26 protein-coding genes are annotated in these 25,628 nt (G+C 62.2%); 14 read left to right on the top strand and 12 right to left on the bottom strand.

Features of this window, described 5'->3' with window-relative positions; translation table 11 throughout:
• The first annotated feature begins 3 nt into the window (after positions 1-3).
• Positions 4-813: a hypothetical protein gene (locus CFE35_RS04840; RefSeq protein ID WP_292928485.1), complete on the top strand. Its 810-nt coding sequence runs from the start codon at positions 4-6 to the stop codon at positions 811-813.
• A 5-nt stretch (positions 814-818) separates the two neighbouring features.
• Positions 819-2,156: an MFS transporter gene (locus CFE35_RS04845; protein WP_292928865.1), complete on the top strand. Its 1,338-nt coding sequence runs from the start codon at positions 819-821 to the stop codon at positions 2,154-2,156.
• 6 nt (positions 2,157-2,162) lie between these two features.
• Here the strand turns inward: CFE35_RS04845 and CFE35_RS04850 are convergent, their stop codons facing one another.
• The 7 genes from CFE35_RS04850 to CFE35_RS04880 form a co-directional block, all read right to left on the bottom strand.
• Positions 2,163-3,083 (bottom strand): CDP-alcohol phosphatidyltransferase family protein, encoded by a 921-nt coding sequence (locus CFE35_RS04850; protein WP_292928487.1) that lies wholly within the window; start codon positions 3,081-3,083, stop codon positions 2,163-2,165.
• 15 nt (positions 3,084-3,098) lie between these two features.
• Positions 3,099-4,088: a quinolinate synthase NadA gene (gene nadA / locus CFE35_RS04855; RefSeq protein WP_292928489.1), complete on the bottom strand. Its 990-nt coding sequence runs from the start codon at positions 4,086-4,088 to the stop codon at positions 3,099-3,101.
• A 56-nt stretch (positions 4,089-4,144) separates the two neighbouring features.
• Complete coding sequence (locus tag CFE35_RS04860) at positions 4,145-4,885, bottom strand: adenylate cyclase (protein WP_292928491.1); 741 nt, start codon at positions 4,883-4,885, stop codon at positions 4,145-4,147.
• 64 nt (positions 4,886-4,949) lie between these two features.
• Entirely contained in the window at positions 4,950-5,621 is a 672-nt protein-coding gene (locus CFE35_RS04865) for a DUF4230 domain-containing protein (protein ID WP_292928493.1), read from the bottom strand.
• On the bottom strand, positions 5,603-6,562 hold the full coding sequence (locus tag CFE35_RS04870) for an MBL fold metallo-hydrolase (protein WP_292928495.1): 960 nt from the start codon (positions 6,560-6,562) through the stop codon (positions 5,603-5,605). The genes CFE35_RS04865 and CFE35_RS04870 overlap by 19 nt, the downstream gene beginning before the upstream one ends.
• A gap of 66 nt (positions 6,563-6,628) precedes the next feature.
• A complete protein-coding gene (locus CFE35_RS04875; protein ID WP_292928497.1) occupies positions 6,629-7,123 on the bottom strand; it encodes a DUF1465 family protein in 495 nt (164 codons plus the stop codon).
• A gap of 138 nt (positions 7,124-7,261) precedes the next feature.
• A complete protein-coding gene (locus CFE35_RS04880) occupies positions 7,262-7,459 on the bottom strand; it encodes a DUF465 domain-containing protein (protein WP_292928499.1) in 198 nt (65 codons plus the stop codon).
• A gap of 308 nt (positions 7,460-7,767) precedes the next feature.
• Between CFE35_RS04880 and CFE35_RS04885 the strand changes: the two genes are divergently transcribed.
• The 7 genes from CFE35_RS04885 (at position 7,768) to CFE35_RS04915 (ending at position 16,511) form a co-directional block, all read left to right on the top strand.
• Positions 7,768-7,935, top strand: coding sequence for a DUF465 domain-containing protein (locus tag CFE35_RS04885; RefSeq protein ID WP_292928501.1), 168 nt, complete (start codon positions 7,768-7,770; stop codon positions 7,933-7,935).
• 179 nt (positions 7,936-8,114) lie between these two features.
• Positions 8,115-10,388 carry a phosphoenolpyruvate--protein phosphotransferase gene (gene ptsP / locus CFE35_RS04890; protein WP_292928503.1) on the top strand — a complete coding sequence of 758 codons (2,274 nt, stop codon included), beginning with the start codon at positions 8,115-8,117 and terminating at the stop codon, positions 10,386-10,388.
• Positions 10,389-10,470: 82 nt separating this feature from the next.
• Complete coding sequence (locus CFE35_RS04895; protein ID WP_292928505.1) at positions 10,471-11,442, top strand: RodZ domain-containing protein; 972 nt, start codon at positions 10,471-10,473, stop codon at positions 11,440-11,442.
• 66 nt (positions 11,443-11,508) lie between these two features.
• Positions 11,509-12,516: a hypothetical protein gene (locus tag CFE35_RS04900; protein WP_292928507.1), complete on the top strand. Its 1,008-nt coding sequence runs from the start codon at positions 11,509-11,511 to the stop codon at positions 12,514-12,516.
• Positions 12,517-12,559: 43 nt separating this feature from the next.
• Positions 12,560-13,486, top strand: a complete 927-nt coding sequence (tilS, locus tag CFE35_RS04905; protein WP_292928867.1) for a tRNA lysidine(34) synthetase TilS — start codon at positions 12,560-12,562, stop codon at positions 13,484-13,486.
• Between the two features lie 90 nt (positions 13,487-13,576).
• A complete protein-coding gene (ftsH, locus tag CFE35_RS04910; RefSeq protein WP_292928509.1) occupies positions 13,577-15,517 on the top strand; it encodes an ATP-dependent zinc metalloprotease FtsH in 1,941 nt (646 codons plus the stop codon).
• A gap of 10 nt (positions 15,518-15,527) precedes the next feature.
• A complete protein-coding gene (locus CFE35_RS04915; protein WP_292928511.1) occupies positions 15,528-16,511 on the top strand; it encodes a quinone oxidoreductase in 984 nt (327 codons plus the stop codon).
• A gap of 13 nt (positions 16,512-16,524) precedes the next feature.
• Here the strand turns inward: CFE35_RS04915 and CFE35_RS04920 are convergent, their stop codons facing one another.
• Complete coding sequence (locus CFE35_RS04920; RefSeq protein ID WP_292928513.1) at positions 16,525-17,559, bottom strand: DUF3667 domain-containing protein; 1,035 nt, start codon at positions 17,557-17,559, stop codon at positions 16,525-16,527.
• A 238-nt stretch (positions 17,560-17,797) separates the two neighbouring features.
• Between CFE35_RS04920 and CFE35_RS04925 the strand changes: the two genes are divergently transcribed.
• From CFE35_RS04925 to CFE35_RS04945, 5 genes are all read left to right on the top strand, one after another.
• Positions 17,798-19,378 carry a M23 family metallopeptidase gene (locus CFE35_RS04925; RefSeq protein WP_292928515.1) on the top strand — a complete coding sequence of 527 codons (1,581 nt, stop codon included), beginning with the start codon at positions 17,798-17,800 and terminating at the stop codon, positions 19,376-19,378.
• Between the two features lie 64 nt (positions 19,379-19,442).
• Positions 19,443-20,438 carry a porphobilinogen synthase gene (gene hemB, locus CFE35_RS04930; RefSeq protein WP_292928517.1) on the top strand — a complete coding sequence of 332 codons (996 nt, stop codon included), beginning with the start codon at positions 19,443-19,445 and terminating at the stop codon, positions 20,436-20,438.
• Between the two features lie 7 nt (positions 20,439-20,445).
• Positions 20,446-20,979 (top strand): GNAT family N-acetyltransferase, encoded by a 534-nt coding sequence (locus tag CFE35_RS04935; RefSeq protein ID WP_292928519.1) that lies wholly within the window; start codon positions 20,446-20,448, stop codon positions 20,977-20,979.
• Positions 20,980-20,990: 11 nt separating this feature from the next.
• A complete protein-coding gene (locus tag CFE35_RS04940) occupies positions 20,991-21,560 on the top strand; it encodes a gamma carbonic anhydrase family protein (protein WP_292928521.1) in 570 nt (189 codons plus the stop codon).
• The gene (locus CFE35_RS04945) at positions 21,541-21,828 is read left to right on the top strand and encodes a DUF167 domain-containing protein (protein WP_292928869.1); all 288 of its coding nucleotides are present in this window, start codon (positions 21,541-21,543) and stop codon (positions 21,826-21,828) included. The genes CFE35_RS04940 and CFE35_RS04945 overlap by 20 nt, the downstream gene beginning before the upstream one ends.
• On the opposite strand, the gene CFE35_RS04950 is transcribed toward CFE35_RS04945, so the two are convergent.
• The 4 genes from CFE35_RS04950 to CFE35_RS04965 all read right to left on the bottom strand — a co-directional run bounded on the left by CFE35_RS04950 (position 21,806) and on the right by CFE35_RS04965 (position 25,588).
• Positions 21,806-22,444, bottom strand: coding sequence for a YoaK family protein (locus CFE35_RS04950; protein WP_292928523.1), 639 nt, complete (start codon positions 22,442-22,444; stop codon positions 21,806-21,808). The genes CFE35_RS04945 and CFE35_RS04950 overlap by 23 nt on opposite strands.
• Positions 22,445-22,480: 36 nt before the next feature.
• Positions 22,481-22,882, bottom strand: coding sequence for a globin (locus CFE35_RS04955; protein WP_292928525.1), 402 nt, complete (start codon positions 22,880-22,882; stop codon positions 22,481-22,483).
• Between the two features lie 72 nt (positions 22,883-22,954).
• Entirely contained in the window at positions 22,955-24,550 is a 1,596-nt protein-coding gene (locus tag CFE35_RS04960; RefSeq protein WP_292928527.1) for a cisplatin damage response ATP-dependent DNA ligase, read from the bottom strand.
• 33 nt (positions 24,551-24,583) lie between these two features.
• Positions 24,584-25,588, bottom strand: coding sequence for a ligase-associated DNA damage response exonuclease (locus CFE35_RS04965; RefSeq protein ID WP_292928529.1), 1,005 nt, complete (start codon positions 25,586-25,588; stop codon positions 24,584-24,586).
• Positions 25,589-25,628: the final 40 nt, after the last annotated feature.

A 25,628-nucleotide genomic window follows, 5' to 3' on the forward strand; every position in this document is an offset into this window, starting at 1 on the left:
GACATGACGGTCGTGACGATTTTGGACAGCAGTGCGGCATGGGCCAGCGCCACGCGCATGGTTGCCGCCAATCGAGATCTGCTCGTGGCCATTGCCGGCGTGTTCTACGTGCTGCCGGGGCTGGCTGGCGCGGTGTTCGTGCCGTCCCCCGCCATGACCTCGGGCATGACCGAAGCGCAAATGCTGGAAGTCATGCAGAGCTACTATGCCAGCTCGCTGCCGGCCTTGCTGGCCCTCTCCCTGCTTCCCATGGTCGGCATGCTGACCATGCTTGTCGTCATGCTCGATGCGGCGCGCCCGACTGTGGCGCAGGCGATCCGCCACAGCATGCGCGCCCTGCCGTCCTATTTTGCCTCACAGCTGCTGATCGCGCTCGGCGTTCTGCCGCTCTCAATGGCGTTGGCGGTGGTGCTCTCCCTGTTTCTGCCAGATCGCATCGCGGTGTCCGTCTCGCTGGGGTTGCTGTTTTATCCGATCATGCGCACGATGCTGGTCGGCCCGGTGGTTGCGGGGCAGACCGAGCGCAATCCCGTCGCTGCCATTCGCGAGAGCTTCCGCCTGACCAAAGGCAATGCCGGGCGGATCCTGCTGTTCATCGGTCTTGCCGGCTTTGTTTTCCTTGTGATTTACGGGCTCGCCATGATGTTTGTCGGGGTGGTGCTGGTGCTCATGTTCAAGGGCGAGCCGCAGCGCCTGATCGGGGAGGGTGTGGCGGGCGTTCTGCTGGCAGTCGCCTATACCTATTTCGTTGCCATGCTGGCGGCGGTCTACAACCAGCTTGCCGGCGGTGCGCCAGGCGCAACCAACGGGTGACCGTGATGGACGAACCAGACGTCCAACTGCCTCGCAACCGGATGGCCTTGCTGTTCATGGTCATGCTCGTCACGGCGGCTGGCAACACCGCCATGCAATCGGTGATGCCCTCGATCGGGACGCACTTGAAGATCGCCGATGTCTGGGTGAGCTTGGCCTACAGCTGGTCTGCGCTGCTCTGGATGCTGCTCGCCCCCTTCTGGGCGCGACGGTCGGATCGGCGTGGGCGCAAGGCGATGATGGCGCTGGGGCTCGTGGGCTTTGCCGTGTCGTTCGCCTTGTGCGGGGCCGCGCTCTATGCCGGGCTCAACGGTGCGATCAGCGGGCTGACCGCAATCCTCCTGTTCGCAGCTGCCCGCTCGCTTTACGGCGGTTTCGGTTCGGCTGCGCCGCCTGCGGTCCAAGCCTACGTCGCCAGCCGGACGAGCCGGGCCGAGCGCACGCAGGCCCTGTCCATGGTTTCATCGAGTTTCGGTCTGGGCACCGTGCTGGGCCCGGCACTTGCGCCCTTGCTCATTCTGCCCGGCATTGGCCTGATTGGTCCGTTTGCTGCGTTCACCATCGCGGCGTTGGTCGTGCTGGTCTTGCTGCGGCTCCGGCTCCCCGACGATGATCCGCGTTTTGCCGGTCGCGGCCAGATCCTTGGCGAGCCGCTCAGCGCCTCCTCCAACCCCCGGTTGACCGATGCGCGCGGTGCCGAAGTTGAGCATGTCCATGCAGAACTGGCAGCTGAAGACCATTCGCAGGCTTCCCTTTCCGGGCGGCTGCGCTGGAGTGATCCGCGCCTGCGTGCATGGCTGGCAGTTGGCATGCTTGGCGGACAGGCCCAGTCTATCCTGCTGGGCGTCATCGGCTTTCTGCTGCTCGACAGGCTCGGTTTGCGGCATCAGCCAGATGCTGCCGCCGGGCCGATCGGCCTTGTGCTGATGTGCGGCGCAGTCGCCACGCTCCTTGCGCAATGGGGTCTTATTCCGATGATGCGGCTGGGGCCGCGGACATCGACGTTGTGGGGCATGAGTCTGGTTGTGATCGGCACTCTTGGCATGGGCGCGGGCCGTGATCTGCATGCGATCGCCACCGGCTTTGCCGTCTGCTCGCTTGGCTTCGGCCTGTTTCGGCCCGGGTTTACATCCGGCGCCAGCCTAGCGGTGACGCCCGCTGAACAGGGGCAGGCCGCTGGCATTGTCGCGGCCGTGAATGGGTCAGCCTATATCATCTCACCGGCCATCGGTGTGTGGCTTTACAATCATTCAAACTGGCTGGCGTGGGGCGCAGTCGAGCTGCTGTCAGCGCTCGTCATGTGCATCTGCCTTTTCGCGATGCGGCGCGATCAGGCTGCCTGATTCCAATCAGGGAAGATCCAGCCGGGTAACGACCCGCCCGGCCGCAGCATCGTGTAGCCGCACGGAGAGCATCAGCAGCAGGTTGAGGCCCACCGAAAGGTACATGAAATACCACAAGGGGCTACCTGCGATCATCGAAAGGCCGAGCAGGATTGCCCGAGGGTTCGGCCCGAGGTAGCGCAGAAGGGCCAGCAAAGGGCGCTGCTCGCGCTGCACTTCGGCCCGGATCTGTGCCAGGCGGACCGGATCGTTCGCCATGGCGCTGATAACGGCGGCATCGATGCGCAGGGCGTTGGGGCTCATGCCGGCGGCGAGGCGTAGATAGCCGGCCACGGCCACGCGCAAGAGCCAGCCGAGCCCGCCAAGATCGCGGAACAATGCAGGCCCGTTGTTGTTCGCATTGTGGAGCCAGGGCGTCCCGTACGTCCAGTGCTGGTAGAACCGGCGCTGCACTTCGACATGGTTGGCCTGCACGATATGGCCAGCGCCAGCCGCGAGCGTCCAGAACCACGCCCAGCCGCTGCCCAATGCCCGGGTGAGCACCAAAGCCAGCAGGACATAGAGCACGATGTGGCTCACGTAGTCGCAGATGCCGTCCACCAGTTCGCCCAGCGGACTGGATTTGCCGGTGATGCGGGCGAGATCGCCGTCAGCACCATCAACGACGTGCCACGAAACATGAAGCAACATGCCCAGCACCGCCCACAGTGGGCCAGACGTGCTCCAGTAGATCACCCCCGCGGCGACGACGAGCGATCCGCCGAAAACCGACACCATGTTCGGCGTGATCGGCGTGGGAGCCAGCAGGCGCGCCAGCTGCCAGGCGAGCGGGTGATAGATGTAGTGGTTGAGCGCGTCCTGCAGTTCCCGCGCCCGCGCGGGGCGCTTGATCGGCGCTTTGCCGGTGCCGGAAGTCGCGGTGCTCATTCTGATGCTGCTACCTTACTTGCGCGCGCCAAGATCACCCTGGCCGACTGTGCCGCTGGCCATGGCCAGCATGGCATCGAGGCTCTTCTTTGCACCGAGCCGCAACGTTTCCTCGATCTCGATCCGCGGGGTCAGATCGCGCAGGGCAACATAGAGCTTCTCGAGCGTGTTGAGTGCCATGTAGGGGCAGATATTGCAGTTGCAGTTCCCGTCCGCTCCGGGCGCGCCGATGAAAGTCTTTTCCGGCAGGTCCAGCTGCATCTGGTGAATGATGTGCGGTTCCGTCGCCACGATCAGCGTGTCACCTGGGAAGGTGCGGGCGAACTGCAGAATGCCGCTGGTCGATCCGACATATTCTGCGTGATCGACGATGGTCGGCGGGCATTCGGGATGGGCGGCGACAGGCGCGCCGGGGTGCTGCGCCATCAACTTCAGCAGCTCGGTTTCCGAAAAGGCCTCGTGCACGATGCAAACGCCTGGCCAGAGCAGCATTTCGCGCCCGAACTTGCGATTGAGGTAACCGCCGAGATGCCGGTCCGGGCCGAAGATGATCTTCTGTTCGGGCGGGATCTGGGCGAGGATCGTCTCCGCGCTCGAAGAGGTGACAATGACGTCGCTGAGTGCCTTAACCTCGGTCGAGCAGTTGATGTAGGTCAGCGCGATATGGTCAGGATGGGCTTCGCGAAAGGCGCGGAACTTCTCGGGAGGGCAGGAATCCTCAAGGCTGCAGCCCGCGTCCATGTCGGGCAGCACGACGATCTTCTGTGGGCTCAGGATCTTGGCGGTCTCAGCCATGAACTTCACACCGCAAAACGCGATCACTTCCGCATCCGTCGCGGCGGCCTTGCGCGAAAGCTCAAGCGAATCGCCCACGAAATCGGCAAGATCCTGAATTTCGGGCTTCTGGTAATAGTGCGCAAGGATCACCGCGTTGCGGTCCTTGCGCAACCGATCGATCTCGGCGCGCAGATCGAGGCCGGAAAGATTGGTGGGCTGGGCTGTCATCGCTGGAAATTCCCTGATCGAAAGAGGGCTGTTGCCCACTGTCCACGTTCCGGCACTTAGGCAGCACCGGAGCCGCGGGCAATAGCCTCTGCGAGCACAGCGATGGAACGCGTACCAGCCAGCATCTGGATCAATCCGTGAATGCCGACAATGATTGCCATCGCAAGCAATGTGGCAGGGTGCATGCGGCCCAGCGTCCTGTGGTCATGTCGTGCCAGAATGCCGAGAAAGCAGAGTTGCAACCCGGCCTCGAGCCAGCCGCCGAGGGTTTGGCCCAGGAAGGGCATTGGCAGGAGCCGTCCGAGCGCCGGTTCCATCAGGATGATGGTTGCGCCGATAATCAGACGGCGATGCCACTGCGTATGCCTGCGCAGCGCTATGGCGGCTGTTACGACAGCTGCGAAAACGATGACCTCGACATGTGTCAGCGCCAGAAAGTACGCATCCGAGAAGAAGGGAGGGACGCGGTGCATGGCCAGTGCCATGCGGCCTGCGAAGATACCAAGTCCTGCAATCGCCGCGACGAGGACAAGGCTGGTCCACCCGAGCTTCCGGTGCAGAGCAAGATTGCCGCATTCAGCCAGACGGTTTTGCAGCACCACGGTGCCCAGCCAGCCCAGCATGGCGATGGCGTGGAGATGAATCCAGATTGGCGTCGCCAGAGGTGCTACAAAGCCGCGCAGGGCCCACTGGAGAAAGCCGAAGACAATGACCACTGCCAGCGTGAGCGACAGGCGGGTGAAAAAGTGCTGGTCGGCAAGGTAGGAAGCGTTTGGCTGCGTGGCTGCAAAGTCCATGAGTTTGTCCCCCAGTTCCAGCTTTCTAACAGCGCTCGTGTAAAGGTCTCACCAGGCCAGACGATTAAGGATTCTCAGGCTCCCCATCGATGGAAACCGACAGTTTGACGTCGCCAAAACCAGCCACTTGCAATGGAATAGCCAAGTTCTGGCGGATGGCGTCCTTCGCTGCCGAACGCGCCAGTCCCAGCAGTACGGGGTTGGCCGCCTGTTCGACCGCCAGTCGCTCGGCGAGCTTGGTATTGTCCCGCGTCAGCTTGTCCTGCGCCGCGCGGGTGATCCACACGCCTTCGCGCAAGTATTGCGCGCGCGCTTCATCAAGGTTCGGGCGTGTCACCTCAAGCGCGGGCAGTCGGACGGTCAGAGTCCGGCTGGCCATATCCCAGCGCATGCGATCGCGGCCGACTTTGCCCAGATCTATGGCGTAGTCCACTCGCGCGGGAATGACCGCGACCTGGTGCGACGTCACCAGGCCAAACAGGCGGCTATCATCGCTTGCCACAACGGGAGCCAGTTCGGCGCTGAATACAGTCAGCCGGTCTTGCTTGTTGAAGGCAACCAGACTGGTGGCCAAGGGGTCGCCGACGGGAGTCGGCCGCCAAAGCTGCCAGGCCAACCATGCCGCGATGCCCGCAGCAGCAATGAGCAGCAGCCACGGCAACGCCCGTGCGCGCCACCTTGTTGGTCGTGCAGCGGCTTGGCTTGCTGCGGGCGGTGTCAGGCGATCAAGGTCCATGTCTGCTCCGGCGCGTCCGCTCCTCGCGCAATCCGGCCTTTCGCCTCAAGGTCGATGAGATGCGCCAGCACCGAGCGTCCGGCTGCGCCGGTTAGGCGCGGATCGAGGCCTTTGTACATCTGCGTCACCATTTCCGGAATCGTGAACGGCGCCTCGCCGAGCAGCCTGAGGATCTGTGTCTCGCGCTGGCGGCGATGCCCGATCATGCCTCGCACCAGTTGCTGCGGTTTGGTCACGGCAGGACCATGAGCGGGATAGTAGACAGTGTCTTCGCGCGATTGCAGCTTCTGCAACGAGAGCATGTAGGCGCTCATGTCTCCATCCGGAGGCGAAACCACAGTAGTAGACCAGCCCATGACATGGTCGCCCGTGAACAAGGCGCCGGTTTCCAGCAAGGCGAAGCACAGGTGATTGCTGGTATGGCCGGGGGTTGCGACTGCCTCGAGCGTCCAGCCATCGCCGTTGAGCCGCTCGCCATCGGACAGAACACGATCTGGCGTGTAGAGAGGATCGAACTCGGCATCGGCACGCACGCCGCTTCCCGCTCCGCTATCGTCGATGGCAAGCGCTGCGCAGCCGATGATCGGTGCGCCGGTGGCATCTTGAAGCGGCCGGGCGGCCGGACTGTGATCGCGGTGGGTGTGCGTGCACATGATCGCGACGAGCTTCTGCCCCGCGATCGCCTTCAGGATCGCATCCACATGGCCCTCGCCGTTGGTATCGGCGTGACCGGCCACTCCGCCTCCTATCGGACCGGGATCGATCACGACAACGTCTGTGCCGCTTCCAACCAGATAGGTCTGCGTCCCGTTGAATGTGTAAGGTGATGGGTTGGGAGCAAGGACGCGTCGGACCAGCGGTTCGACTATGATCGCAAGTCCGGTATTCCACTCGGACTGATCGGGGATGGTGATGCCGGGCGCAGAACTGGATGAAGCCATCCGCACGGTATGCGGTTTTTCGATCGGCGGCGCAACGCTATGCCAGTCTCTTGGCGAAAGGTCGCCTCAGAGAGCTGCGGGTATTGCCATTGCCAACCTGCTCCGTAGGCGCTCTATGGCGCTGCCGGTTGGCTGCGTTGCTCCACGCCACGCGTTTTCCAGCCGCTGTATGCGCGCATAGAGGCGTTCGCTATCATGCACGCAGCGCTGCGCATCCGCCGGAATGGCCAGTACCTGCAAGGGGTCGCTCAATGGAAAGTTGGCGATGAGCCGTCCGTGGCGTCGCAATTGCAACTCGCTTAGTTCGCCAGCAAAATAGGCGCGGTGATTCAGCAGCCATGCGAGACAATGCATGATCCGGGTTGTGGTTCGAAGAGCTTCGCAGCTGAGCTGCACATGCGCCAGATCCGCCTCGGGATCGTCGTTGGCTCCAATCAGCGCGCGCTTGTCGTGCCCCTGCCGCAGCCTGTCGAACACCGCGCGGACCTCTTCGGAGAGGACCAGTGCCTCTGCGTAGAGCGCTTCGATGATGCGCGGATTGAGGTTGGGCGTCAGTGCCATCAAACGCGCATAGTCCCATCCCAAGGCTGCGCTCAACACATGGGTGGACGCACGTTCACCACGTTTTTGAACTGTGCCGGAACGGTACGGTACGCTCTGGTTGACGGCTCTCGTTCAGCGTGAGTCAAGAATCTGTAATCAGGCGATAATGTCTGGAATCAAGTAGTCTTCCAGCAGGGCAATCTGATCCTTGAGCAGCAACTTCCGCTTTTTGAGACGGGCAACCTGCAGCTGATCATGCGCGCCGGTCCCTGATAGGGCATCGATTGCCGCATCGAGATCGCGATGTTCGATCCGCAGCATTTCGAGCCGCTTGCGCATTTCGTCTTCTGTCAAACCCGCCACTCCTGAATGCCCAAGTCAATGCCATCTGCGCCTGCAACGCTCGGCCGAAGCCTGCACGATACTGGCGCGCCCCGCCACGTTAACGTTTGGCAAGACCCCTCATACGCATGATCCCGAAATTTGGACATTCCGGCGAAGACGGGCTTGCAAGATACGGTGATTGTGGGAGCATGACAACGCGTCTGCTCGGATGAGTCGAGGCTGACATGTCCTTGCTGGCGCTTATCTTCGGCTTAACCCTCCGGCAGCGATCCTGCCGCCGGAGCGGGTCGAAGCTGGTGTCCTGAGGAGGTTGCCGCATGGAACTGACGCATATCAGCGCCCTTGAATCCAAACACGCAGGTCTTGAACGGCGAATTGCCGAAGAACGTGCCCGACCGGCGCCGAATGACGCGCTGCTCAAGGAACTCAAGCGGCGCAAGTTGCGAATCAAGGAAGAGCTGGCTCACGTTCAACAGGTTCATTGAGATCAGATTCAGGACAGGCTGGCCATGTCCAGCGGCCAGCCTGTCGTGGTTCGGGAAACCCACGCGTTGACCGACCGCATGCTTTCGTGCCGAGAATGCTGCTTTGCGCGGATACGAATTCTTGAGGGCTCTCGGCACTGCAGTTTGCAAACCGCGCGGTCTGCGCTAGGCCCTAGTACATGATCACCGCCGCTGCCGCTGCCCGCGCGATCCTGACTTCCCTTCATGAGGTCATGGCATCCCGTGCCGGTGCGCAGGCGAAACTGAACCAGATCGTCGATGTTATCGGCGACAAGCTGAACAGCGAGGTCTGTTCGATCTACCTTCTGCGCGAGGGTATGCTGGAACTTTTCGCGACCCGCGGACTCAACCAGGCCGCAGTGCACGTGACGCGAATGGCTGTTGGAGAAGGTCTTGTCGGCACGATTGCCGCCAACATCGAAACACTCAATCTTGCCGAAGCGGCGGCGCACCCCGATTTCGCGTTCTTTCCGGAAACCGGTGAAGAACGGTTCCATTCGTTTGCTGGCGTTCCAATCGTGCGCCGGGCCCGTGCGGTCGGCGTGCTCGGCGTGCAACATGTCGAGCCGCGGCGTTACGAAGAAGTCGAGATCGAGGCACTTCAAACCGTGGCGATGGTGCTGTCCGAACTGATCGCCAATGCGGATCTGATCGATGAGGAAGATGCTCTCGGCGCAGATGCGCACCTCACGGGTCACGAACGCATTCCGGGTCTGACATTGGTCAAGGGACTCGCGAGTGGTGTCGCGGTATTCCACCAGCCTCGCGTGACTATCGAGCATGTCGTGGCGGAGGATACCGAGGCAGAGCGGCAGCGCGTCTATCTCGCCTTCGACAAAATGCGCGAACAGATCGATCGCATGGCGAGCCAGGCTGAATTCGGCATGGGCGGCGAGCACGAAGAGGTACTCGAGACGTACCGCATGTTCGCTTACGACGAAGGCTGGAGCAGGCGGATCAATGAGGCGATCGATTCGGGCCTCACTGCAGAAGCTGCGATCGAGCGCGTACAGCAGCGCACCCGCATGCGCATGCGGCAGATCGATGATCCGCTGCTGGCCGATCGGATGCATGATCTCGAGGATCTCTCCAATCGCCTGTTGCGCATTGTGTCGGGACAGCTCGGCACGGCGGCGAGTCTCGGGCTGAAGGGTGATGCGATTCTGATCGCGCGCAATCTTGGGCCGGCCGAACTGCTGGAATATGACCGGCGGCGCTTGAAGGGGGTGATCCTCGAGGAAGGTTCTCTGACGGCGCACGTCGTCATTGTCGCCCGGGCTATGGGCATCCCCGTGGTCGGTCGGATTCGCGCACTGCGCGCCAAAGTGCGTGAGGGCGACCATCTGTTGCTGGATGGCGATCAGGGCGTGGTCGATGTTCGGCCTGCGCCCAGCCTGATCGAAGCGTTTGAAGCGCGTTTTGCCCGCAATCGCGAGCGGCAGGCGCTCTACGCCGCAATGCGTGACGTGGAGCCTATTTCGGCAGACGGGCAGCGCATCCGGGTAATGATCAACGCTGGTCTGCGTGATGACATGCCGATGCTCAATCTGACCGGAGCAGACGGCATTGGCCTGTTCCGCACAGAGTTTCAGTTTCTGGTCTCGGCGACGCTCCCCGCGCGTGAACGGCAGACCCGGCTGTACCGGGATGTGCTCGACGCGGCTGGTGACCGTCCGGTCGTGTTCCGCACCGTCGACATTGGCGGTGACAAGGTGCTCCCGTATCTGCGGCACAACGACGGCGAGACGGAAGAGAACCCGGCAATGGGATGGCGGGCACTGCGCGTGGCGCTTGAGCGGGATGGTCTGCTCAAGGTACAGGCCCGCGCGCTGCTCGAAGCGGCTGGCGGGCGCACGCTCAATGTCATGTTCCCGATGGTGACCGAGCCTTGGGAATTCGATGCGGCGCAGGCCGTGTTCGAAAGCCAACTCACTTTTCTGAAGAAGCAGAAAAAGTTGCTGCCGGATGCCATTCACTATGGCGCAATGCTCGAAGTTCCCGCGCTCGCGGAATATCTCGACGTGCTGGCCCCGCGGCTCTCATTCCTTTCCATAGGAACCAATGATCTCACGCAGTTTCTGTTTGCGGCCGATCGTGCCAATCCGAAACTTGCCGAGCGCTATGACTGGCTTTCGCCAGCCATTCTCCGCTTCCTTCGGCGAGTTGTGCTAACCGTCGCCCCCTTTGGGACTGACGTCACCGTCTGTGGTGAAATGGGTGGCCGCCGGCTGGAGGCACTCGCCTTGCTCGGAATCGGCATAAACCGGCTTTCGATTACTCCGGCGGCTGTCGGGCCGATCAAGGAGCTTGTGCGCACAGTTGACCTTTCGGCGATTCGGACGGCGATGGAAGGCTGGCTTGCGGAACCCCCCGCCAATCTGCGATCGGAAATCGCCGCCTGGGCGACGGCGCGTGGAATTGATTTCGATTGAATTCGTCGCATTAGGGGCACCGATGATGCCTTCTTCGAGCTAAAATCGTTGACAATTTCCATGCGCGCATGCTGCCTCGTGCATGGGTTCGCATCCGATCCAGATATTACCCGGAAGAACAATGAACGACGGGAACTATGCCGTGGCCGAGGACGGCGAAAGTCATATGGTCGCCTCAGACCGATTCCGCGACGCGGAGCCCATGACACCGGGGTCGTCTGCGGTGCATTGCCAGCCTGACGAACCTGTTTCTGTTGCTGGCCGGCTCGTGGCAGCGCGTCAGGCGCTCGGCCTTTCGGTGGGTGACGTCGCCGCACGGACTCGAGTCACGCTTCGCCACATCGAAGCGCTGGAGGCTGGCGACTATAGTGCAATGCCCGGACGGCCTTATGCCATCGGCTTCGCTCGGGCTTACGCGCGGGCCGTGGGGCTGAAAGATGCAGAGATTGCCGATGCGGTGAGATCAGAGCTGGTCAGCACCGCGCCGCGATCCGATATGAGGGTTCTCAATCAGTTCGAAGTGGGAGACCCTGCCAAGACGCCGTCGCGGCTGGTTGGATGGCTGGCGTTGGCTTTGGTCGGTGCGATTCTGGGGTTGGGGGGTGTCTTCTGGCGCAGTTATTATGCGCCAGCCGTTGCGCTGCCCTCTCTGATCGATGAAGCACGGCAACCAGTCGCTGAGTCCTCGCCTGTGCAAGCGGCTCCAATCGGCAAACCTGCCAGTCCGGTCACTGGACCCGTTGTTTTCACCGCGCTGGAGGAGGGCGTTTGGGTGAAGTTCTATGACGGGCAAGGCAAGCAGTTGATGCAAAAGCAGCTGGCGAAAGGTGAGGCCTATATTGTGCCCGCGGATGCTGTTGGCCCGAAAATCTGGACTGGCAGGCCGGATGCCCTGTCGATCACTATCGGAGGGCAGCCGATACCGCGGCTGGCAGACGCCGAGGGGATTATCAAGGACGTTGCGGTCGATGCTTCCAGCCTTCGTGCCCGTGTGCCGATGACCGCGCCGCCGCTTCAGCAGAAAACCGCAGCAGCGCCCCCGCCCTCGCTGTGAGTTGACCGACTTGGCCTTGATCTGTGAGAAACCCTGCGTTCACGCCAGCATTTCATCTGCAACCGCTTGCGCGCAGACGTGCAGAGGGCGCATGGAAGTGGCGATAGTCCGACTGGAGTGACGATGAAAATCTTGATTGGCAATGTCCGTGCAGGTTCGGCGATGGCCCTCACGCTTGCAGGCCTCTCGGCGACATTGCTGCCGTTTGGGACATTTCCTTCAGCTTACGCGCAAACTGCGCCAGAAAGCACCGATGTTCGATTGCGCCGGATCGAGGCGGAATTGCGCGCGGTCCAGCGCAAGGTCTTCCCTGACGGTGCGGGCAAGACTTTCGCGCCGGAAATCACTGCGCCCGGAAGCGAAGCGACCACGTCTGCGCCAACTCCGACAGCAGTAACCGATCTCCTTACCCGCATGGACGCAGTAGAAGCGCAATTGCAGCGCCTGACAGCAGCCAGCGAGGAAAACCAGAATCATCTGGCAAAGCTGGAAGCACGGCTTGCTGCCCTTGAGGTCGCCGGCTCACCTACGCCGAGTGCTGTGCCTGCTGCGGTGCAGCCGCCAGCAGCAAGCCCCGCAGTCGCCGCTCCGGCCGCTGTTCCCGAGCCGCCCAAGGCTGCCAAGCCCGTACCCAAGCCAGACCGCGTTGCAGCCGTGATGGCCGTCGAAAAGCCCTCAACCGACGACAAGGGCGAAGATGATTATACCTATGGCTACCGGCTGTGGGAGGCCAAGTTCTTTCCCGAAGCGCAGCAACAATTGCTGCGGGTGGTCCAGCAGTACCCGCGTCACACCCGGATCAGCTATGCGCGCAACCTGCTGGGCCGAGCTTATCTCGACGACGGCAAACCGGGTACGGCAGCTCAGTATTTTCTGCAGAACTATCAGGCAGATCGCAAAGGTGATCGCGCGGCGGACAGCCTGCTTTACCTGGGCGTTGCAATGGGCCGCCTGAAGGAAGAAAAGCGCGCATGCGTGGCCTTCGCAGAGTTCCGGCAGACCTACCCTGCGGAGTTAGTGGGCCGCTTGAAATCCCAATACGAGGCGGCCACCAAGCCGGTAACCTGCAATTGATAGCCTGCTGCGCGCCCGGTTTGCTGAGGACTGGGCAGCGCTTCTGCCTGTACCTGAGCGCGTAGGCCTCGCGGTTTCCGGCGGCCCGGATAGCCTGGCTCTGCTTCTCCTTGCTCATGCCGTGTTGCCAGGTTCGTTCGAGGTGGCAACGGTCGATCATGGCCTTCGGCCTGAGAGCGCCGGAGAAGCTGCTCACGTCGGAAGCATTGCTGAGGCTCAAGGCATCCGGCACACCGTGCTGCGGCTCGACCTCGAGCTGGGTCCAGCGCTGCAGGAGCGCGCAAGAGCGGCACGTTACAGGGCGCTCGGCGCGTGGGCGAGGGTGGCCGGTCTTGCAGCAGTCGTGACGGCGCATCATGTCGAAGATCAGGCCGAGACGCTACTCATGCGGCTGGCCCGCGGTGCCGGAGTGCGCGGCCTGGCGGCGATGCGAGCCGCTTCGCCACTTCCTGAATGGCCCGAACTTGGCTTGCTGCGCCCTCTGCTGGGCTGGCGGCGGACCGAGTTGGCAAAGGTCGTAACTGCTGCCGGAATTGAGGCGATCGATGACCCCTCCAACTGGGATGCGCGTTTCGAGCGGGTGCGGTTTCGCGAGATGCTTGCTGCAACGCCCAGCCTCGATCCTTCGGCCCTGGCCGCCAGCGCGCATCATCTTGCGGAAGCTGACGCTGCTATCGAGTGGGCCGCCGAGCGCAGTCTGGCCTCAACAGAAGTGCACGTGGGGGTGCTGCAATGGACGCCTGCAGATACGCCGCGCGCAGTCGGCCTGCGGGTACTTGAGCGTATCGTGATGGAGCTTTCCGGCGGCAAACCGCGTGGCAGTGCACTTGCACGATGGCATGGTCGGCTGTCTGCGGGCGAAGTCGCCACGCTTGCCGGAGTGCGCGGCGATGGCCGCAAAAGCGCATGGTGCTTCACCACGGCGCCGGACCCGCGCCATCATCAGAAAGAACGAGCGGAAAGACCCTAAGGGCAAGAAATTCGCTCAACGCGTTATATTGCCATTCCTCTGGGGCATCCTACATTGGAAGAGCAAATTTCCCGCTTCGAAAGCAGTGCCATGAACGACGACCAGCCGCAGGGTAACCCCTGGATCAAGAGCCTTCTCATCTGGGGCGGCATCTTTCTCGCGCTGCTCCTTGTGGTCTCGATGTTCAATACACGCACCGATCCTGCTGGGACCATGATCCCCTACTCTGATTTCCGTGCGAGCGTCGTGCAGGACAACGTGCGCGAAGTGCAAGTCGGACCTGACCGGATTACCGGGACGCTGAAGAACGACCAGCAATTCGCGACTGTGCCGGTGCCTGGCGATGGAGAACTGACCAGGTTGCTGCAAGAGCATGGTGTCCGTTATGCCGGCAAGGCGCAGGAGGAGCCCAACATCCTGCTCTACATCCTTGCGCAGTCGCTTCCGTTCCTGTTGATCCTGGGCGTTGCGTTCTTCGCGCTCCGTCAGGTGCAAAAGGGCGGCGGTTCGGGCGCAATGGGCTTTGGCAAGTCGAAGGCCAAGCTGCTGACCGAACGTTCTGGCAAAGTCACGTTTGACGATGTGGCCGGTATCGACGAGGCCCGTGAGGAGCTGCAGGAAATCGTTGAGTTTCTCCGCGATCCCAGCCGCTTTTCGAAGCTCGGGGGCCAGATCCCCAAGGGCGCGCTGCTGGTCGGCTCCCCCGGGACCGGCAAGACATTGCTCGCCCGCGCCATTGCTGGTGAGGCGGGGGTGCCATTCTTCACCATCTCGGGCTCCGACTTCGTGGAAATGTTTGTCGGCGTAGGCGCAAGCCGCGTGCGCGACATGTTCGAGCAGGCGAAGAAGAACGCGCCATGCATCGTGTTTATCGATGAAATCGATGCAGTCGGTCGCCATCGCGGGCATGGCCTCGGCAATTCCAACGACGAGCGTGAACAGACACTCAACCAGTTGCTGGTCGAAATGGACGGTTTTGAAGCCAATGAAGGCATCATCATCATTGCCGCCACGAACCGGCCTGACGTGCTTGATCCGGCGCTTCTGCGTCCTGGCCGCTTCGATCGCCAGGTGGTCGTGCCGATCCCGGATATCGATGGACGAGAGAAGATCCTCAGCGTTCACATGAAGAAGGTTCCGTTGGCACCTGATGTGCTGCCCCGGGTGATTGCTCGCGGTACTCCGGGCTTCTCTGGTGCTGATCTGGCGAATCTCGTCAACGAAGCTGCATTGCTTGCGGCGCGCCGCAACAAGCGGCTGGTTGCCATGCAGGAATTCGAAGACGCCAAGGACAAGGTCATGATGGGCGCTGAGCGTCGGTCGATGGTCATGACCGACGACGAGAAGAAGATGACCGCCTATCACGAGGCGGGACATGCGATTGTCTCGGTGAACGAAGCTGCGTCTGATCCGATCCACAAGGCCACGATCATCCCGCGCGGCCGCGCGCTCGGCATGGTGATGCGTCTGCCTGAGCGAGATAGCTACTCCTATCACCGCGACAAGATGCATGCGAACCTCTCGGTCAGCATGGGGGGGCGCGTCGCCGAAGAACTGATTTTTGGCTACGACAAGGTCTCGTCCGGGGCATCGTCGGATATCCAGTATGCCACGAGCCTTGCGCGCAACATGGTCACGAAATGGGGCATGTCAGACAAGCTGGGTCCCCTGCAGTATGAAGAGGCGCAGGAAGGCTATCTTGGCATGGGCGGTTCTCAGCGCACGATGATGTCGGACGAAACCAACAAGCTTATCGATAGCGAAATCCGCATGCTGGTGGACGGTGCGCATGCCCGGGCTACAGACATTCTGAAGTCCAATGAGGACAAGCTGCATCTGCTGGCGCAAGCACTGCTGGAATACGAAACCTTGAGCGGTGACGATATCCGCGCGCTGATGGAGGATGGCAAGCTCGATCGGCCCGAAATGCCGAACGGCCCTGCGCGCCCTGTGGCCTCTCAGGGCGCCACGGTCCCTCGGGCTGGCCGCAAGTTCTCTGGCTCTGGTGATCCCCAGCCGGCAGGTGCCTGAAGGCAGTACAATGCCCGCCGCTACAAGCGAGGCTATTGTTGTCCGCACTTACGGAGCGCCGGAGGTCATGCGGCTTGAGCCGGTCACTTTGCCGCAGGTTGCGGCTGGCGAATTGCTTATCCGCCAGTCCGCCGCCTCGGTCAATTTCCACGATATCTATGTGCGGAGTGGCTCATACCGCACTCTTCAGCTCCCAGGCATTCCCGGGATTGAAGCGGTGGGCACCGTCGAAGCGATCGGCGAAGGTGTTACGGCATTCGCTGTTGGTGACCGCGTTGCCTATATTTCGCGGAACTACGGGGGCTATGCCCGTTCACGTGTGATCAGCGCAGCCCTTGCCGTATCTGTGCCGGGTGGAATTGAGGACGGCGTTGCGGCTGCCTGGTTTCTCAAGGGGCTGACCGCTCGGGCGCTTGTGGAAGAGGTTGAACCAGTCCGGCCGGGTATGGCGGTGCTTGTGCAAGCGGCTGCTGGCGGTGTCGGTCAACTGGTTGCCCGGATGGCGCGCCAGCGCGGCGCGCGCGTGATTGGCACTGTGGGGTCGCCCGCAAAAGCTGCAATCGCCAAGACCGCGGGCTGCGAGGATGTCATTCTCTATCGCGAGGAGGATGTTGCAGCGCGGGTCATGGCGTGCACTGCCGGTGCCGGTGTGGGCGTAGCATTCGATGCAGTAGGTGCCGATACATTCGAGGGTTCACTCGCCTCGCTCGCGGTCAGGGGGCACCTGGTCCACTACGGGCAAGCATCCGGACCAATTCCCCCGTTTGATCTTTCGCGGCTGGGCGCAAAGTCGGCCAAGGTCTCCCGGCCCTTCCTGTGGCCATACATATCAACGCGCGAAGCTCTCGTCGGTGCGGCTGAGAAACTCTTCATGGCAATGGCCGCCGGGGAGCTGCCACTTGCGCTTGGCGGGCGGTTCGATCTTGCCGAAGCACACAAAGCTCACTCTGCGCTGGAAGCGCGAGCCGCGGGGCCATTTGTGCTCGATTGCTGAGGGATCTGGCTACTTAGCCTCCACCCGCCTCGGCGGCGATGCCCATCGCAAATATCAGCAAGGCTATGAACGCAAACAGGGTAAGTGCGGCGGTCCGCAACAATCCGCCAAGCCGTGATACACCGTAAGCGCCGCGCAGTTGGCGGTACATGTGGATGGGCGGAACGATGCCCATGAGCGCGGTTGCTCCCGAGATTCCCAAAGTACCTGCGAAGGTTATCGTAGCGGTCAGGAGTGTCATGAAGCTCAGCGAGTAGGTGACGAAAACTGTGTGATCGTAGAGATGAAAGCGGCGGCTGAATGGAAACAGCATCCACAGGAATGGTGCGGAAATCGGGATCAGTGCCCAGCTGTATTTGTACGCGTGGCTCTGCATCTTGTAGAGCGCAAGGTTCGGGTTGGCCGAGGCTTCGCTCACCACGTCGTCCAGCAGCGTGAAGCCGGTCGACTTGATTTTCTCTCCGCTGGCAACGCCATGCATCACCGCAGCGACTTTTTCGCGGCTGGCAATCTCCATGTCCATATCGTTGGTATCTGCGCCTGCGGCGACCATTTGCGCGCGCTTGGCCTGCAGTGCCGGTAGCTCCTTGCGGGCGTCTGCTGCTGCCTTGCCAGCATCAACCTTGATCGCAATCTGATCCTTTTCAGCGATCTTTGTTTCTCCCGCTGCCGACTGGATGGCCGCGAAAAGCAGGAAAACACTGAACAGGAATAGTGCCAGCGGAGACACATAGCTTGCCCGGCGGCCGTCGATGTATTCGCGCGTCAGGCGGCCAGGCCTAACGGCCAGCATTGGCAATGTGCGCCAGATCTTGCCTTCGAAATGGAAGACGCCGTGAAGAAGATCATGGAAGAACGCCGCCAGGGTGCGATGAACGTGCGCCGCCTGCCCGCAATTGTGGCAATGGCTTCCAACCAGCGGCGTATTGCAATTGAGGCACGCACTTTCATGGGTGTGGCCGGAATCGCCCTCTCCTGCATTCGGTTCGATCGCCCGTGCAGTCAGGCCAGTGCCGATTGCATCTCCCAGAACTTGTGACTCGCTCATGCCCCGCCTTGCCGCCATTCAATCTGGATGATGATAGCCAATGGCCTGGCAGGTGGCCATGCTCATGAGCACCTTTGTGCGAGACGGTGCAGTGTCATCCTGGAAGCCCTCCTCTTGCGCTTGTCTGCAGTCTTTTACCCTGAATTAACCTTGCGGGTGCAGGGATTCCGCTGCGTCGACACCGAGCGACGAGCGATCAACCTGCTGGAACAGTCCAGCAGAAAGGGAAGCGGCGGAAGTGTTTGGCCCGCGCGAAGATCTGGGGCTTGCTGGCGGTGCCACGTTTGGTCGTGCGCGCCCCGGGATTGCGCCGGCGCGCCGCGCACCACTCGTTCCGACCGCCGCAGCAGTGGCCCCTCCGCGCCCGACGGTTCTTGGCCCTATCCATCCGGTCGCCAAGCGCTGGGGCAAGCTCTGCAAGCGGATCGAGATATGGACTGCCTTCTACGGACCTGCGCCTGATCTCGCAGAAAATGTCGGTACGCGCGGCTGGTTCAAGAGCCTTGCCCTGCTGGTCTGCTTGATAGTTCTCGCGCTGATGTTCTGGCCACGTTTTGCCCCGCTTGAGGCGGCGCAGCTGGTTGCCATCGATGAGGCGGCGCAAAGGGAGTTTCGCGCTCAAGCGCTCAGGTCTTTCGCCGCTGGGTCCATGCAAGGCCGTCACTTTGCGGCGGGTGAAGGCGTGATTCGCCTGCCAGCCGCACCAGAGCGGCCCATGATTCAACTTTTTGCCACTATCGGCGAGAACGACAGCATGCCGCGCATGCTTCAGCGCGCTGGGGTCGGTTCGGGCGATGCCGGACAAGTTGCTGCAATGGTGGCCAGCGCAGTTTCGCTTTCGGATATCGCACCGGGGACCCGGTTTTCCATCAAGCTTGGCGCGCGTTCCAGCCCGTCTGACCCGCGCCCCGTTACGGCCATTGCATTTCGTCCGCGGTTTGATCTGGCGCTGGAGATCAAACGTCAGGGAGGGGGCTTCACGCTCGCTCGCAAGCCCATTGCAGTCGATGTGACCCCGCTGCGCATCCAGGGGCTTGTCGGCGCAAGCCTTTACCGGTCTGCGCGAGCTGCAGGCGCGCCGCCGAGCGCCGTGCAAGACTATCTCCGGGCCATCGACCAGGCCGTTCCGTTCGATGATCTATCACCAACCGACTCTTTCGATTTTGTCGTCGCGTACAAGCACGCAGTCGATGGTGAGGGTGCAGCAGGCGATTTGCTTTACGCAGGCGTTTTGCGCGCAGGGCAGCCGCGTGCGCAGTTGCTGCGTTGGGGCTCTGACGGGCACTTCACATCACTGGACGATCTTGCCGGAACCGGGCAGGCCGATACAGGCCTGTTTGGCGCGCCTGTGGCCGGGCGCCTCACTTCGGGCTTCGGCCTGCGGCGGCACCCCATTCTGGGCTATGTCCGTATGCATGCAGGCGTTGACTACGGGGCTGCTTGGGGTTCGCCCATTTATGCCGTAACGGACGGACGCGTGCAGTACGCCGGATGGCATGGTGGGCATGGCAACTATGTGCGGCTTGATCATGGCAGTGGTATCGCCACCGGCTATGGCCACATGAGCCGGATCGCCGTCTCATCCGGCATGCCGGTACGCCGAGGGCAGATCATCGGGTATGTTGGTTCGACCGGACTTTCGACTGGCGCGCACCTCCATTACGAAGTCTATCGGGGTGGGCAGACGGTTGATCCCATGTCCGTGCGAATGGTTCAGCGCCCGCAGGTAGTAGATCCGAAGGAAATCGCCGCGTTCAAGGCGCGGTTGCAGGCACTGCTTGCTGTCCGGCCTAGCGCACTTGTCGGTTCCCAACGCTAGGCTCCCGGTTTCGTTACGAACCGGCCTGGTTGCCCAATGGTGCTGCAACGCCTAGGATATCGAAATGTCTGCCGGATATCCCCACGTTCGCCTTCGCCGCACCCGCGCCACCGCGTGGAGCCGCGCCCTTCACCGTGAAGTCCTCGTCACGCCAGCCGATCTGATCTGGCCTCTGTTCGTGACCGAGGGGCGCGGTGTGGAGGAGCCGATTGCGTCGCTTCCCGGGGTTTCGCGCTGGTCGATCGATCTCATTGCTGAGCGTGCGCGCGAGGCCGCTGCGGCTGGTATTCCGTGCGTTGCCTTGTTCCCCAATACGCAGCCGCATCGGCGCAGCGAAGATGGTGCAGAAGCGCTAAACCCCGACAATCTGATGTGTCAGGCGATCAAGGCGATCAAGGATGCCTGCGGTGAGTCGCTGGGCGTGCTGACCGATGTGGCGCTGGATCCCTATACCAGTCATGGTCAGGATGGCCTCATCGACGGCGAAGGCTACGTTCTGAACGATGCCACGGTCGATGTGCTGGTGGGGCAGAGCCTCAACCAGGCGTTGGCCGGTGCAGATATCATTGCACCGTCCGACATGATGGACGGCCGCATTGGTGCGATTCGCGAGGCGCTTGAAGGCGATGGCCACATTAATGTGCAGATCATGGCCTACGCGGCAAAGTATGCTTCCGCCTTTTATGGGCCGTTCCGCGATGCCGTGGGATCGCGTGGTCTGCTTAAGGGCAACAAGAAAACTTACCAGATGGACCCCGGCAATGCCGAGGAGGCGCTGCGCGAGGTCGAACTGGACATTGCCGAAGGCGCTGACAGCGTGATGGTCAAGCCTGGCCTCCCCTATCTCGATATCGCGCTGCGCGTGAAAGAGGCCTTCCAGGTGCCGGTCTTTGCGTATCAGGTGAGCGGAGAGTACGCGATGATCGAGGCGGCGGTGGCCGCCGGAGCGGGTGACCGCGATGCGCTGGTCCTCGAAACCCTGCTCGCGTTCAAGCGCGCGGGTTGTTCGGGTGTGCTGACGTACCATGCGCTTCATGCCGCGCGGCTGATGGGCGGCTGAGCGCTGCATGATCGAGACAGAGCGGCTGATTCTGCGGCCCTGGCACGATGCTGACCGAGAGCCATTCTGGGCTATGGCGTGTGATCCACGGGTCATGGCCTATCTCCCGCCGCTGACTCGGGCGGAAGCCGATGCTTCGGTTGATCGGATGATCTCGATCGAGCGGGCACATGGCCACGTTTTCTGGGCGCTTGAGCGCAAGGCAGAAGGTGACTTTATCGGCTTTTGCGGAATACTTCCCCCGCGTTCGCCGATCTTCGAACATGAGATTGGTTGGCGCCTCGCGCATCACGCGTGGGGTCTGGGATTGGCGAGGGAGGCAGCAGAAGCATCGCTCGATTGGGCGTGGGCCAATCTTCCGGTTCCCGCGATCATGGCGATCACCAATCTGGCCAACTTGCGCAGCTGGGGGCTGATGGAGCGCCTTGGCATGGCGTGCTGTCCTGAGGAGGATTTCGATCACCCTGATCTGGCGGAAGGCGATCCGCTCCGCCCTCACATTCTCTATCGAATCCATCGGCCCCAATCGCAGGCCGCGTAAAGGGAAAAGCCATGCATCAAGATGTGACCATCGCCGCTATTCACGGCAAGGCACCGCGCATCCATACCAGTGCTTTCATCGCCCCGGGCTGCCGCATCATTGGCGATGTCGAGATCGGTCCCGAAGCTTCGATCTGGTACAACTGCGTGATCCGCGGCGATGTAAACCGCATTGTGATTGGTGCGCGCAGCAACATCCAGGATGGCACCGTGATTCACTGTGACAGTCCTGATCCGCGCCACCCTCAGGGCTTTCCCACGATCATTGGCGATGATGTGCTGGTCGGCCATATGGTCATGCTTCACGGTTGCACGCTTGAAGATCGTGCTTTCGTCGGGCTTGCTGCGGTGGTGATGAATGGCGCTGTGATCGAGGGCGATGGCATGCTTGCCGCGGGAGCGTTGCTGACTCCTGGAAAGCGAATCGCCGCGCGCCAGCTCTGGGGTGGCCGCCCCGCTGCCTACATGCGCGATCTGACCGATATCGCGCTGGCAGAAATGCAGCTGGGGGTCGCCCACTATGTCGGCAATGCGCGCGCGCATGATGCTGCGCTGGCCGTACATGGCGCGTCCCAGAACTGATTTCCCGCCCAGCCAAGCCTTGCATGCGCTTGCCGATGCAGAGGGACGATTGGCCTTGCGGGTAACCCCAGGCGCGCGGAGCGAGGGGATTGAAATCGCGGATGGCCGTTTGCTGGTCAAAGTGCGATCGCAGCCCGAAGACGGCAAGGCAACCGCTGCGGTGATTGACCTGCTTGCTGCGGCGCTCGGGGTCCCGCCTTCCCGGATTGCCTTGTTGCGCGGCGCAACTTCGCGCGAAAAGCTCTTCAGGATTCCGCCGGAAACCTGAGTGCAAGCAGGGCCATCAACCCGGCCCAGGCCGCGGCGATCCACAAACAACCATACGGAAAGTGCTGCTGCAGATATGCCCCGAGCACTGCGCCGCAAAGCAATCCTGCCCACAGCGCGCCCCATGCCGTCCAGCCCGGTTCCGACTTTCCCGTCAGCCACAGCGCAAAACCCTGTCCTAGCCGGACGAGTGCGCCGGTCATGTAGGTCAGCCCGACGGTGACTTCGCCGCCGCGCTGAAAGGTGTTGTTGATCGCGCCCATGGCGAGCACCAGCGCCAGGATGAGCGCCCGCTCGGCGCCCCAGGTCCGCGCAATTCCGCCCGCTAGCAGCAGTGCGGTCACCAGCGCCAGAACGGCAGACTTTCGCCAGTTACCAGCCCGCAGCGCCAGCACTGCGCCTGACGTGACCCCGATCACAAAGCCTACAATCAGCAACGCAGGAAGCAGCGCTTCAGTTGGATCAAGGGCGAGCGAGACACCCAAGCGGGTTGTGTTGCCGGACATGAACGAGACGAAATAGCCGCCCGCTGACAGAAAACCGACGGCATCGATGAACCCGGCCAAGCCTGCGAGGGCCATGGCGAACCGGCGGCGAGGGCGGTCATAACGGTTCATCACCGTCAGCCTAGACGGTTACGCTATGCAGGCAAATCAGCCTTTCGCCATACCCAGCGCCATCTGGCTGAGTGTATCGGCCAGAGCTGCGGCAATCTCGTGGTCGGCGATCGCTGCATCGGCGATCGCGCGGCGCATCGCTTCCGCCCATTGGCCCGCCGTCTCACGGTTGATGGCGAAGGGGCCATGCAGGCTCACCATGCATTTGCCAGGGTTGGCCTCCCACCATTCGCGGGGGCCTCCGCTCCAGCCGGCAAGGAACAAGGGGAGCGACGTGCGCATCGGCGCCAGATCTGCAGCATGCATGGCGCGTAGCTCAGCATAAGCCGGTTCCGTTTCCATCAGATCATAGAATCGGTCGGTGATCCGGCGCAATGTCGGCATTCCCCCGATCCGATCATAGGGGCTCTTGGGTGCGGTTGCAGTCTGTGTGGCCAAGGAAGGCTGCCTCTATTCGGGGGACGGTGAGCCGGACCTAACACTTCGCTTGGCCTGCGGCCTTGACTACGATCAAGTTACCAAGGCTCTCAAGGTTACAAGGTGATCAGCCTCGTGTGCGGGCTTGTCCACACGGATCCGGTTGATCCGTGGAAAGCGCATTGCGACGCCAGATTTGTGCCGTTTGCTAAGGTGCACGGAATCAAAGGCAATCTCGAGCACCAGGCTCCGGTTGGTCTCTCGCACCGGGCCATACTTGGCGATGGTGTTTTGGCGCACATGCCGGTCGAGGAACTTCAGTTCCTCATCGGTGAAACCGAAATAGGCTTTGCCGACCGGGAGCAGATCGGCACCTGCGTCGGGGTCTCCATTCCAGCAGCCGAATGTAAAGTCGGAATAGAACGAGGACCGTTTACCCGAGCCGCGCTGCGCATACATCAGGACACAATCAACCAAAAGCGGCTCGCGTTTCCATTTGTACCACAGGCCTGCTCTGCGCCCCGCAACATAGGGTGACCTGCGCTGCTTCAGCATGACGCCCTCGATCGCAGCGTCCCGTGCACCTGCGCGGATTTCTGCGAGAGCTTGCATGTCGGCAGCGGGGATCGTCTCCGATAGATCGAATCGATCAGGATCGAGCCGAGGTATCAAGGCCTCGAGCCGGGTACGGCGCTCAGTCCACGGTTGCTCGCGCAAGTCTTCGCCGCCCTCGATCAACAGGTCATAAAGCCGCACGAACGCGGGCGCTTCGGTCAGCATGGCTTTCGAGACAGTCTTGCGGCCCAGTCTCTGTTGCAGGGCGTTGAAGCTGGCGGCACCGCCAGCCTCGCCGCCCTGCTGGTTGCCCCGCACCAGCAGTTCGCCATCGAGCACAGCCGGGAAGGGCAGTGCGCCCGCAATCTCCGGAAAGCTTGCCGAAATCTCGTCACCGCCGCGCGAAAACACCTTTGTGTCGCCGTTCACGTGGACCAGCTGCACGCGAATGCCGTCCCACTTCCATTCGGCAACATAGTCGGTGAGGTTGATCGCCTCGTCTTCCAGCGGATGGGCCAGCATGAACGGGCGAAACAGCGGAAGAAGGTCGGTTCGCGGCGGCGGTGCTGCGCCGGTCGCCCACTCGAATAGCGGGGTGTAGGGCGGGCTCTGCCCGTGCCAGTATTCTTCGACCGCATCCACTGGCACGCAAAAGGCTTGTGCAAATGCCACTTTCGCGAGGCGCGCTGAAACGCCGATGCGGAGCGCGCCAGTCGCAAATTTGATCAGCGCGTAACGTCCTGCGGCATCCAGCCGATCTAGCAGAGTGGCGAGCAACGTCGGCGCTGAAGTGCGGGAGGCAGCACTAAGGGCTACAACGACCTCGCCTAAGGTCGGCGGAGGCAAGGATGGCGTAGCTTCGGGCTCGGGCCATAGCAGGCTCGCGGTTTCGGCCGTATCTCCTACGAAATCCCGCGATAGACCCCACAGCACTGGATCGACTCGCTCGGCCATCAGGCTGCGGATGGTTCCCGCTTTCACTGCAGGGAAATCCACTGAACTGGTCAGCGCCGCCAGCGCCCAGCCGCGGTCGGGATCGGGCGTTTCACGAAGATAGTTGGCTATCAACGCCAACTTTCCATTGCGAGCCGGAGTCAGCAAGAGGCTATCGAGTAATTCGGCAAAGCGCTGCATCAGCGGTCGCCGGAACAGCAGGGCTGGCTTGGCTCAATCATCCTCGTCCTCATAGCCGGTGAGTGCGAGTGCGCGGGCGCGGCGCTGGTGGAGTTCGCACCAGCGCAGCAGCGCCTCTTCGCGGCCATGGGTGATCCAGGTCTCGGCGGGGTTCACCTCTGCGATGGTCGTGGTGAGTTCATCCCAATCTGCATGGTCCGAGATGACCAGCGGCAGTTCCACCCCGCGTTGGCGTGCGCGCTGGCGCACGCGCATCCAGCCGCTCGCCATCGCGGTCAGCGGTTCGGGCAAGCGGCGGCTCCAGCGGTCGTTCAGCGCGGAGGGAGGGCAGATCACGATGGCACCCGCCAGTTCTGCCTTCGGCACACCTGCTGCGGGCCGCAAATCGCCGAGTGGCACGCCTTGCGCCTCATAGAGCCGGCACATCGTCTCCATCGCGCCGTGGAGATAGATCGGTTCATGCCAGCCCGCCCCGCGCAGTTCGGCAATCACGCGTTGCGCCTTGCCCAGCGCATAAGCGCCGACCAGCACGCATCGTTGCGGATTGGCCGCGCGCGCCGCCAGCAGCCGGGCGATCTCGTCGGCAATCGGCGGGTGGCGGAACACCGGGAGGCCGAACGTGGCTTCGGTGATGAACAGGTCGCAGGGCGTGACTGCGAAGGGCCGGCAGGTGGGATCGGGGCTACGTTTGTAGTCGCCGGTCACGATCACCCGCTCGCCAGCATATTCCAGCAGGATCTGCGCCGAGCCCAGCACATGCCCGGCGGGCAGGAAGGTGGCCGTCACCCCGCCGCCCAGTGTGATGGGCTCGTGATAGCTGGCTGGGTTGGCTCCATCCGCTACGCCGTAGCGAACGCCCATGATCGCCAGCGTGGCAGGCGTCGCACTAGTCTGCCCATGCCCGCCCCGCGCATGATCAGCATGGCCATGCGTCACCAGCGCCCGCGCCACCGCCCGCGAGGGATCGATCCACGCATCTGCCGGCACGATACGGATGCCCATCGGCTCCGCTTTGATCCACGTGAAACATCCGGCCATGGAGCTAGGAATGACGCAGCTGGGGGCTGGGTTCCAGAGA

The sequence above is a fragment of the Novosphingobium sp. PASSN1 genome (genome assembly GCF_002278815.1).